The organism is Streptomyces sp. NRRL S-646, assembly GCF_000720765.1.
GTDB lineage: Bacteria > Actinomycetota > Actinomycetes > Streptomycetales > Streptomycetaceae > Streptomyces.
The window spans coordinates 165,972-177,333 of the sequence record NZ_JODC01000007.1 but is presented as its reverse complement, the minus strand read 5'-3'; the positions used below and the strand labels follow the sequence as shown (position 1 = coordinate 177,333).

The following is an 11,362-nucleotide window of genomic DNA, read 5'->3' as shown; positions in this document are numbered from 1 at the left end:
CCGGGCCGGGCGCTGGCGGTTCTGCTCAGCATCGCCGCCCGCATCGAACCTGAGCTGATGCGTGCGGTACGCCTGCGCGTGGCACCCGGCCTCGATGTCGCAGCGGAGGTGGACCTCTGGTTCGGCGACCTCGTCACGCACGGGGGGTTCGGCTACGTTGTGCTGAACCCTCAGCTGCTCGACGAGCTGCGTGCCGAACTCGCCGAAAAACTGCGGCAGGCCGCCGAGGACGACCCGATCCACCGCCTGTGGCCCACCGTCCGGCAGCTGCGCGCGGGACAGTCCCCGGCCATGGTCGCCCAGGAGACGGCGACCTGGCAGGCCGTCAGCGGACACCCGGGCGCCGACCGACAGATCGAGGAAGCCCTGCAGCCCGCCCTGCGTGCGTTGGTCGAGGAAGAACGCGAGGGCGTCGCCCGCTGGTTCACGGAGGCGTGGGAAACCCTGCCGGAGCGCGTGCAGCGCTCGACCACGGCCTGGCAGTTGCTGACTCTCTCCGCGGTCAGGCTCTCCCTCGATCCGCCGGTGCCGCCACGACCGCTGCGACTGGCGCTCGACGACGTCGCCGTCATTGCCGAGGGGTTGCCGAAGGCGCGGCTGCACCTCGGCTGGGACGGCCCCAGGCTCATGCTCAGCGACGGCCCCCTCGGCCCCGACCAGTTCGCCATCACCGTGCCGGACACCGACCCGCGGGTCGTGGAGCTGGTGACCTCCAGTTCCGTCAGGACCATCCTCGTGGGCCGGGACATGGCGGTCGAGGAGTGGGTCGGGCCGGCGGGGGGACTGCTGAACACCGCGGACGGAGCGACGTACTCGCTGCCCTCTTCGATCGTCCGCCAACCCGAACCGGCGCTGCTGGAGGACCGCCGGGCGCGCCCCCCGCAGCCCGGGGAGGAGAGCACGGCCGAACGCACCGGCCCCGGGCACATCAGCATCTGTTACGCCGGGGAGGGCCGCCCCTGGGCCCAGTGGACGGCCCACCAGCTGGAAAACGCGGGCTGCACCACCACCCTGCTGCACTGGGACACCGCTTCGCGCACGGCCACCGACTCCTTGGGAGCTCTGCTGGCCGCACCGGGGCGGGTTCTGCTGCTCATCAATGAACGGGCCCTGCGCCCCGATCTGCACGACGACTCGGAATGGTCGGAGGCCTTCCGGTTGATCGTCCGACCGCACAGCGAGCGCTTCGCGGCGATCGCTCTCTCGTACGAGCCGTTGCCCGGCGGCATGGGAATGCTGCGCCCGGTGGACGTGGCCGGGCTCGACGAAGGGGAGGCCCTGCGCAAGATCCTCGAGCGGCTGGACATCGAGCCGCGCGACGAATCCCAGTCGCCGGACGGGCCTCGTTTTCCCAATGACCCGCCCCAGGTACGCGAGACGCCGAGGCGCAATGGTCACTTCACCGGACGCAAGGACGATCTGGAGGAGCTGTCGGAGCTGCTGGCCGAACCCGGCCCGGAAGGCGCCCGCGTCGTCCTGCACGGCATCTCCGGCGTCGGCAAGAGTCAGCTGGCGACCGAGTACGCGTATCGCTACGGCGACGGCTACGACGTCGTGTGGTGGATCACGGCCGGCCAACGTGCCACCGCCCGCGAGGAGTTCGCGGCGCTCGCGGTCCACCTGGATCTCGCGGTGGGACGTGACGTCGGTGAGCGCATTCGCGCAGTGCACACCGCGCTGCGCGGCATGAGCGGACCACGCCAGCGCTGGTTACTGATCTTCGACGGGGCCGATGATGTGGGTGAGATACGGGATCTGCTCCCCGACGGTCGGGGTGATGTGCTCATCACCAGCCTCAGCCGCGACTGGGCAGGAATGTTGGGCTTCCAGGAGTGCACGGTCCGCCCCTTCACCAGGAACGAGAGCGCCGTCTTCATCCACCGCCGGGTCCCCAGAGCGACCGAGGCCCAGGCGGAGCGCCTGGCCGAGGCCGCACAGGACCTGCCGCTGGTGCTGGCCCAGACCACCGCATGGCTGAGTGCCAACCCCGCCGAGTCCGTCGACGCGTACCTGGAAGCGCTGGACCGGCAGTCCCCGGAAGATCTCGCGGTGCGGATCGAGGACGACTACCCCGTCGGGTTCGTACGTTCCTGGAGGCTCCTGCTCAACTCTCTGCGGGAGCGCAATCCCGAGGCCGCGGAACTCATCGACCTCATGGTGTTGTTCTCCCCGGATGCGATCCCGCTGCGCCTGATCGCGGCCGCCCCGGCCACCGTGTTCCCGCCCGGCAGCCTCGCCCGCACCGTGTCCGACTCCACACGCTGGCAGAACGCTCTGGCGGGCCTCGCCGACCTCACGGCAATCCACCTCAGGTACACACAGGACCCGTCCTTGGAATACGGCGTCGAATCCGCCCAGATGCACCGGCTCTACCACCGCTTCATCCGCGGCAACCTCACGCGGAGCCGCTGGACGCAACTGTCGGGCGCCGCCAGCGGAGTCCTCGCCGCGGCGAACCCCGGCCGTCCGGCGGACCGGCGGGAGTGGGGGGCGTACACCGCGCTGATCCCGCACCTCGACTACGCGGGTACGCTCGACCGCGACGAGCCCGGGGTGCGCAGACTCGTACTGGACTGCGTGGACACGCTCCGGCTGCGCGGCGAGCACGACATCGGCCTGCGTCTGTGCCAGCAGGCGGTGGCCCGCTGGCGGCCCCGGCATCCGGAGACCGACGCGGACATGCTGGTCCTGGTGCACCAGCACGCCAACCTGCTGCGCCGCGTGGGCCGTTACCGAGATGCCGAGGCCGTCGGCAAGGCAGTCGTGGACGAGCTCTCCGGCACCCGTGAGCCCGACGATCCCGAACTGCTGCGTGCCAAGGTCGGATTGGGCGGCACCCTGATGGCCCTCGGCCAGTTCCAGCGGTCCCAGGAGTTGTTCGAAGAGGTCTGGCGGGGGCACGCGAACCGGTCGGGACCGGAGGAGCCGCGTGCGCTCGACGCCAAGAGCAATATGGCCCTGACGCTCGGCCTGCTCGGCCGCTACGACGAATCCCTGGAGATCCACTGGGAATTGTTCGACCTGCGCAGCCGCGAACTCGGACCGGACCACTATCAGACGTTGTACTCGGGCCTGTGTCTGGCATGGATGACGAGGCTGCTCGGACGTTACCGCGAGGCACTGTCCTTGCAGCAGCACAACGCCAGACTGCACAGCCGCGTCCTCGGCCCCCACCATCCGCAGACCCTGCGTGCCGAGCACAACCTGGCCCAGTGCCTGCGTCGGGACGGACGGCTGGAGGAGGCCACGGCCCTGTTCACCAGCGTCGTCGGCCGGTCACAGCAGGCACAGGGCGAGCTCCACCCGGACACACTGATGATGGCGTCCGACCGTGCCACCCTGCTCCGCGGCAGCAGCCCGCGGGAGGCTCGTGAACTGGCCCGCATCGTGTCCGAGCGTTACCTGCGCCTCTTGGGCCCGGACCACCCCTATACCGCGGGCTCGCTCGGCAACCTGGCCCTCGCTCAGTGGGCCGACGGTGACGAACGCGGCGAGGCGGATGCCTCCGCCCACACCGCCTGGCAGCTGATGGTGCGCGCCCTGGGGCCCGAGCACCCCTGGACCCTGGGCTGCCGGCTGAACCTGGCCGCAAGGCTCGCCCTGTCGGGGCAGGCCCAGATCGCCCTGGAGCACGACTCCGACCTCCTCGGTGTCGCCGCCCGGCTGCTCGGAGCGGACCACCCTCTCAGCCTCGCCGCGGCCACGGCCCGCTCCTGCGACCTGCGTACGCTCGGCCGGACCGAGGAGGCCGAGGAGCTGCGGCGGGGGACTGTCGCCCGACTGCGCGAGACCCTCGGGCCGCAGCATCCGCACACACGGTCGGCGGAGGAACTGAAGCGACCTCACTGGGACTTCGAACCACAACCCATCTGACGCATCATCAGAAAACTGCACCGGGTACGGCAGCCGTGGAGGAGACCAGGCGCATGGACAGCCGGAGGACGGCCGACGGCCTACACGTCACCATCAGCTATGCCGGATTCAACCGGCCGTGGGCGACCTGGATCGCGCACCAGCTGAGTGTGCGCGGCAACGAGGTGACGATGGAGCGCTGGGACCCGCGGGTCGACGTGCCGTTCGAGGAAGAGCTCGGCGCCCTGCTCGCCGCGCCGGGACGGATACTTCTGGTCCTGGACAACTGGTACTTCGGTCTGGGCCCCATTCCCGAGGCCGACTGGGACCGGGCGCTACGGCTCACGGTGCCCCGGTACGCCGACCGGTTCGCCGCGGTCACCGTGGCCACCCAGAAGGTGCCCGACGCGGTGTCCCTGTTGAACCCCGCCGACCTGCGCGACCTGGACGAGCAGGAGGCGGTCCGCAGGCTGCTGCGCAGGCTGTCGATCGACACGGAGCACCCGGCGGAACTCTCGGCCGCGCCCCGCTTCCCCAACGAGCCGCCGGAGGTGCTCGACACACTCCGGCGCAACCGGCGCTTCACCGGCCGGGATGCGGAGCTGGAACAGATCCGCGCCCTGCTGACCACGCCGGAGAGCGGGCGTGAACCGGTCACCCGCCTCGTGCTGCACGGCATCAGCGGGACCGGCAAAACCCAGATAGCCGCCGAATACGCCCACCGTTTCGGCAACGACTACGACGTGGTGTGGTGGATCGATGCCACGCACCGTGCCAAGGCGCGCGAGCGCCTTGCCGCGCTGGCCCCTCGGCTGGGGCTGCCCGTGGGCGAGCGCATCGGAGAGCGGATCAGGGCCGTGCACGAGGCTGCGCGCTCCGCCGTCCACGGGCGGTGGCTGCTGGTCTTCGACGGGGCCGAGGACGCGGCTCAGCTGTCCGACCTGCTGCCGGACCGCCACGCCCACGTCCTGCTCACCGCCCTCGGACCGGACTGGTCCGACCTGCCCGGTACCCGCGCGATGGGCATCCGCCCCTTCACCCGGGCCGAGAGCGTCGCCTATGTACGGCGCCGCGCCCCCCGGCTCACCCCCGAGGAGGCGGACGAACTTGCCTCCACCGTCCTCGACCTGCCGCTGCTGCTTGCCCAGACCGCCGCCTGGCTGGACGCCAACGATGTGTCGGCGTCGGAGTACCTGCAGCTGCTGCGCGATCCGACCGGGAGCGCCGAGAGCGATGCCGAGTACCCGCTGCGCTTCCAGACAGCATGGTCGACCACCCTCGCCACGCTGCGGGACCGGCACCCGAAGGCGGCGGAACTGCTGAACCTGATGGCCTTCTTCGCCCCCAACGAGATCCCGGTGCGACTGCTCACCGAGGTGCGCTACGGGGATCTGCCCCCGTCGCTGTACGAACTGGTCCGCGACCCGCGCTCCTGGCACCTGGCGCTGCGCCGCCTGTCCGAGTACACGGCCGTGCGGCTGGACTACGAGCAGGACCTGGCCGAGAACCCGGCGGTGGAGCAGGTCCGGATGCACCGGCTCTACCAGCGGTTCCTGCGCGATACGCTCAGCGCGCAGGAACGCCAGTCGTACACGGACACGGCCTGCCAGGTGCTGGTCGGGGCCGATCCCCGCCGGCCGGCGGACACCCGCGACTGGGAGCGCTATGCGCTGATCATCCCGCATCTGGGGTTCGCCGGGGCCTTCGACTCGACCCGCACGGCCGTACAGGAACTGGTGCTCAACTGCATCGAGTACCTGCGGGTGCGGGGCGAGTACCGCACGGCCCTGAAACTCTGTGACGAGGTGCTCGCATACTGGGAGCGCGAGCTGGACCCCGCACACGGAGCCCTGCTGTCGCTGCAACACAAGCTCGGCAGCATCCTGCGTCTGGCCGGCCGTTACCCGGAGGCCGAGGAACGCGGCCGAGCGGTCGTGCAGCGGCTGGCCGCGACCAGGCCCGAGGACCACCCCGAACTGCTGCGCGCCAAGGACGGGCTGGGCAGCACCTTGCTCGCTCTCGGAGAGTTCACCCCGGCTCGGGAGCTGTTCACGGAGGCGGCGGTCCGCTTCGCGGACCAGTTCGGGACGGAGGCCCCGCAGACCCTGGCCTCGCGCCACAACCAGGGCCTCGCCCTGCTGATGCTCGGCCGCTATGGAGAGGCCAGGGCGATTCACCGGGATGTGCTGCAGATCCGGCAACGCCGGTTGCGCTCGCAGCACCACCTGACCCTGCTTTCCGGCACCGTCTACGCACGGCTGATCCGCCTGCTGGGTGACTACCCGGAGTCAGTCTCTCGGCTGGAGCAGATCGTGCGCACCCTGAGGCAGATCCTGGACGAGCGTCATCCGCAGTCCATCATGGCGGACCACCAGCTCGGTCTGTCGCGCCGGCGGGCCGGAGACGTCGCCGAGGCGGGCGAGCGGCTGTCCGGTGCCGCCGGCCGAGCCGCCCAAGTGCTGGGCCCCCAGCACCCGGACACTCTCGTGGTCGAGGCCGACTACGCCACCTTCTTGCGGGAACACGGCGAATTGGGCGCTGCCCTGCGGTGCGCGGAGTCCGTCGCCGAACGGTACGAGAACCTGCTGGGCCCCCAACACCCCTACACCATCGGGACACTGGGCAACCTGGGGCTGGCCCTGGGGCACGCGGGCGACCACCAGCAGGCGCTGCGCCTGGCCGAGGTGGCGCTGAAAGACATGACCGAGGCGGTCGGCGGTGACCATCCGTGGACCGTCGGGTGCGCGCTCAACCTCAGCGCCGCGCGCAGTCTCGCTTACGACGTCCACGGCGCGTGGGAAGTCAGCCGGGACACCGTGCAGGGAGCGGCCCGCGTGCTCGGGGCGATGCATCCGCTGACCCTCTCCGCGAGGACGGCCCTTGCCGACGATCTGCGGAGCCTGGGACAGGCTGCCGAGGCGGCGCGCCACGAACGGCAGGCCGTACGCACCCTGAGCGACGTCCTTGGCCCCGAACATCCGCACACCCGGGATGCGCAGCGCCGCGTGCGCCCGTACTGGGACTTCGAACCGCAGCCCCAGTGAGGGAGGCCCGGCAAAACCACCAGGACGCCTCGGGAACCTTCCCGTGGTCGGAATCGTTCCTGGAAGCATCTGGTTCTGCAAGTATTCGGTAAATCAGGGTATTTGTTGGAAGATCAGAGGCGATCGGCTCTGTTCACGCCACTTCCTTTCAGGAGCCTGCCCATGACCGCAGGGCGATCGGCCCACCCCCTTCCGGTCTCACTCGTCTATGCCGGGGTGAGCAACGGGTGGGCGCAGTGGATCGCGTGGGTGCTCGCCGAGGAGGGCTGCACGGTCGGCGAGGTGCGGTGGTCCCCGTTGAGTCGCCTGCCCGAAGTGGCGGCGCTGCAGGACTTCTTCGCCCAGCCCGGACGCGTACTGCTGGTGCTGGATGACTGGTTTCTACGCTTCGACACCGGGCGCAACCAGGAGTGGGCTCAGGTGCTGCGTGAGGTGATGCCCCGGCTGCACGACCGGGTGGGAGCGGTCACTGTGACCACCCGCGTCCTGCCGGACGAGGCGGTGAGCCTCGGCGCGGTAACTTTGCGCGGTGTGGGCCCGGAAGAGGCCCGGCGTCGGGTGCTGGCCAAGGTGGGGCGGGTGCCCCGCTCCCCGTACGCGCGGCAGGAGCAGGGCCCGCGTTATCCCGAGGACCCGCCCGACGTGGCCAACACTCCGCGCCGCAACCCGCGGTTCACCGGACGCGAGGACCTCCTGAACGAGGTGCACGATGTGCTGAGTTCGGGCGATGGCCGAGGCCGCCGGATACTGCTGCACGGGCCGCCCGGCGTGGGCAAGAGCCAGGCAGCCGCCGAGTATGCACGCCGGTTCGCCGGCGAGTACGACCTGATCTGGTGGATCCCCTCCGCGACGAAGGCGGCCGCGAGGGAGGGTTTCGCGGCGCTGGCAAGGGAGGTGGGCCTGGGCGAGGGCGACCAACTGACGGGACAGATCGAGGCGGTGCAAACGGCTCTTGAGCGCGATGAGAAGGGCCGGTGGCTGATCATCTTCGACGGTGCGGAGGATGTCGACGGCATCGCGCCACTGCTCCCCGCAGGATGCGGCCAGGTCATGCTCACAGCACAGAACACTCAGTGGTCGCGCCACGGGGCCGAGCTGCGGGAACTGCTGCCCTTCGAACGTGAGGAGAGCGTCGCGTTCGCCTGCCGCCGGGCGCCCCGCATCACCGAGGCGCAGGCCGGTGAACTGGCTGCCGTGCTCGACGACCTCCCGCTCGTCATCGACCAGAGCGCAGCCTGGATCGACGCCCACCCCGGCGCCGACATCCCCCGCTATCTGAGTGCCCTCAAGGCGGGCGGCCCGTTCGGCACGGGCGCGGACGGACCCGCGGGCCCCGCCGAGGTGCCGTCGGCCCATCGGCAGGTGTGGGAAAAGACCCTCGGCTCGCTGGCCGCACGATCGCCGTCGGTACACGAACTGCTGCTCCTGCTCACCTTCTTCTCACCCGACATGCTGCCCGTCCGTCTGCTGCGCTCGGCCCGACCCAGCGATCTGCCGAGCCACCTCGCAGGCCTGGCCACCGAACCCGGCAACTGGGATGCCGCCCTGCTGACCATCTCCGAACTGGCCTCGATGCGGGTGGAGTTCGCGGCTGAAGCCCGAGGGGACTCCGCCAGCGTCGTCTCGCTGCGCATGCACCGCAGCTTCCGTCGCTTCATCCGCAGCGGCCTCTCCAGTGACACGGAGCGCGACTATGCCGCGACGGCCGCACGGGTGCTGGTCGCCTCCGATCCGGGCGAGCCCGGATCTCCGCGGAACTGGCACCGCTACGCCGAGATCCTCCCGCACCTCGAACCGTCTGGCGCGCTGGACTCGGACGACGGCGACGTACGCCAGCTCCTGCTGAACTGCATCGACTACCTGCGCGTGCGCGGCGAGTACCAGGACGGCTGGGTCTTGGCCAGGCGGGTGCTGAGCAGGTGGCGGTCGACCTTCGAGCCCACCGAGCGCAGTGTGCTGACGGCCGCGCACCAGGAGGCGCGGATGGTGCGCGGCCTGGGCCGATACGAGGAGGCGGAGAAGGCAGACCGGTCCATCCTGCAGCTCCTCGGCGAGGCCGGGATCGACAGGGGCATCGAGCTGCTGCGTGCCAAGGACGGGCTCGGTGCCACGCTGATGGCTCGCGGACGGTACGACCAGGCGCGCGACCTGTACGAGGAGGCCGCGCAGAACGCCGCCGACTGGCTGGGCGAGCGCTATGTGCCCCAGACCCTGCAGTTCCGCACCAATCTGGCGCTGGCCATGGGGCTGCAGGGGCACTACGAGCAGTCCGGCAACCTGCACCGCGAGGTGTACGACCGAAGGGTAGGGCTGCTCGGGTCACGGGCGCGACGCACGCTCCAGTCCGGCTACTACACGGCCCGCATGCTGCGTCTGCTGGGCAGACTGCGCGAGGCGAAGAGCCTGCAGGCCTACAACGTGCACCTGCTGCGCAGGACCCTCGACGAGGCCCACCGGCAGACTCTCCTGGCCGAGCACAACCTGGCCCTGTGCCTGCGGCGCGACGGCGACTTGGAACAGGCCCGCGAGACCATGCGCCACGCCCGCAGGCGGCTCATCCTGCTCAGCGGTGCCGACCACCCCGATGTCCTCATGGTGTCCTTGGACTACGCGATGCTGCTGCGCGCCCTCGGGGAGCGGAGCAAGGCCCGCGGACTGGCCGAAACCACCGCGCGGGCTTACGGGCACAGGCTCGGCGAGCTCCATCCGTACGCGATAGGCGCACGCAACAACTGCGCGCTGCTCGTCCTGGACGACGGAGAGGTGGAGGCGGCATGCCGCATGGCGGACCGGTCGATGCGGGAGCTGGAAGCCGAGATAGGGCGCGGCCATGCATGGTCGGTGGGCTGCGCGATGAACTGTGCCTCGGCGCTGGCTGCGTCCGGTGATGTCGAAGCCGCGCAGCGACTGGGCAGGGACGCATTGGCCAGGGCGGTCGCCGCGGTCGGTTCCGGGCACGTGCTCTCGGCCAATCTGCAGGCTGGACTCGCCCAGGACCTTCGCGCGCTGGGCCGCGCGGAGGAAGCTGACACCATGGAAAGGACGGCGCTCATGACGCTGTCCGTCAGCCGCGGCCCTGAGCACGACCAGACGCGTTATATGCGCTCGCGGGCCCGCCCCTATTGGGACTTCGAGCCCCAGCCGATCTAGTACGCCGCCACAGCACCGCGCTGGGGTCGGGGCCCCTGCGATGCGTCGTCCCGGTTGCGACGTCCAGGGGCGTGACCAGGGAGTTTGCCGTGGCTGACACGACGCTCGACTGCGGTCTCACGCCTGCAGCCGGCCGGTCGGCGCTTCCCGCTCCAGCAGTCCGGCGCGCAGCTCGAGCGGGGTCAGGCCGTGCCAGCGGCGCACCGCCCGGCGCAATGCGCTCACGTCGGCGAAGCCCGCCTGGCGGGTGATGTCACGGAGCGTCAGTTCCGCGCGGCGCAGGAGCTGTTCGACCTGCTCGCGGCGTACCCCGTCGACGATCGCCTCGTACGTCGTGCCGCACTCGGCCAGGCGGCGGCGCAGGGTGCGTTCGCTGGACGCATGTCTGCGAGCCTGTTCGGTGAAGGAGGGGACGGCCGGGAGGCTCTGCGCGATGGAGATCTCCAGCACCTCCAGCAGGTCCTGCTGGTCGCGCCGTGAGGCTGTCTCCTTCTCCAGCACCTCCAGTACCGAGGCGTAGGTGATGGGATCCCGGCCCGGCATGGCCGCACGGGCCCACCGGGCCGGGAACACCATGCGGTTGCCGGCGGCGTCGAAGCGCAGGGGGCAGCGGAACAGGTCGTCGAACGGGCGGGTGTCGCGCGGGGCGGGAAAGGCGAACTCGACCGCCTGCGGGGCGAACGCGGCGCCGACGCTCAGCCGGGTGAGGGTGACGACGCTGGAGTACGCCTCCTCGGTCAGGAAGACGGCGACCGTCGGATCCAGCGCGGGGTCCGGCAGCTCGGCACGCAGCACATAGCCGGCATCCTCCCAGCGGGCCGACCACACCGTCATCGCCCCGGAGACGTTCTGATAGCGCACACCCGTCTCGATGGCGTCCTGAAGAGTGTCGGCGGCCATCATGGCCAGGCCGATCAGCCCCCACGCGGTGAGGTGCTGCGCCGAGCCCACCCGCAGCCCCAGGTGCTCGTCCCCGGTCCGCTGCACCGCCTGGCGGATGACGTCGCTGCCCTGCCGGTAGGAGACCCGCAGCGCGGCGGAGCCCATCACCGTCGGGTCCAGCCCCACCCGGGTCAGCAGCGGCTGCAGATCGACGCCGGACTCGCCGGCGACCCTGGCGAGGTAGCGCAGGATGTTCGGCGCGATGGTGGCCGAGGTGCTGCGGCTCGTTCCCGGAGATGTGACCGGGCCGGGAGCATCGGGCATCGCGCGTCCCCTCTCACCAGGGCGTTTCTCGCCTCACTGTAAGCAGCCGGGCCCCGCCTGTCGCGGGTGTGGCCGCCGGAGCCCCCTTTTCGGCCTCCGGCGCGCTGCAC

General features: G+C 70.7%; 4 protein-coding genes. 3 read left to right on the top strand and 1 reads right to left on the bottom strand.

Features of this window, described 5'->3' with window-relative positions; genetic code table 11:
- The first annotated feature begins 57 nt into the window (after positions 1 to 57).
- From fxsT (IH68_RS0116310) to fxsT (IH68_RS0116300), 3 genes are all read left to right on the top strand, one after another.
- Positions 58 to 3,873 carry an FxSxx-COOH system tetratricopeptide repeat protein gene (fxsT, locus tag IH68_RS0116310; RefSeq protein WP_051833475.1) on the top strand — a complete coding sequence of 1,272 codons (3,816 nt, stop codon included), beginning with the start codon at positions 58 to 60 and terminating at the stop codon, positions 3,871 to 3,873.
- Between the two features lie 53 nt (positions 3,874 to 3,926).
- A complete protein-coding gene (fxsT, locus tag IH68_RS0116305) occupies positions 3,927 to 6,896 on the top strand; it encodes an FxSxx-COOH system tetratricopeptide repeat protein (protein ID WP_030935385.1) in 2,970 nt (989 codons plus the stop codon).
- A 162-nt stretch (positions 6,897 to 7,058) separates the two neighbouring features.
- Positions 7,059 to 10,046, top strand: coding sequence for an FxSxx-COOH system tetratricopeptide repeat protein (fxsT, locus tag IH68_RS0116300; RefSeq protein ID WP_030935382.1), 2,988 nt, complete (start codon positions 7,059 to 7,061; stop codon positions 10,044 to 10,046).
- Positions 10,047 to 10,163: 117 nt separating this feature from the next.
- Here the strand turns inward: fxsT (IH68_RS0116300) and IH68_RS0116295 are convergent, their stop codons facing one another.
- Positions 10,164 to 11,252, bottom strand: coding sequence for an AraC family transcriptional regulator (locus IH68_RS0116295; RefSeq protein ID WP_037884871.1), 1,089 nt, complete (start codon positions 11,250 to 11,252; stop codon positions 10,164 to 10,166).
- Positions 11,253 to 11,362 lie beyond the last annotated feature (110 nt).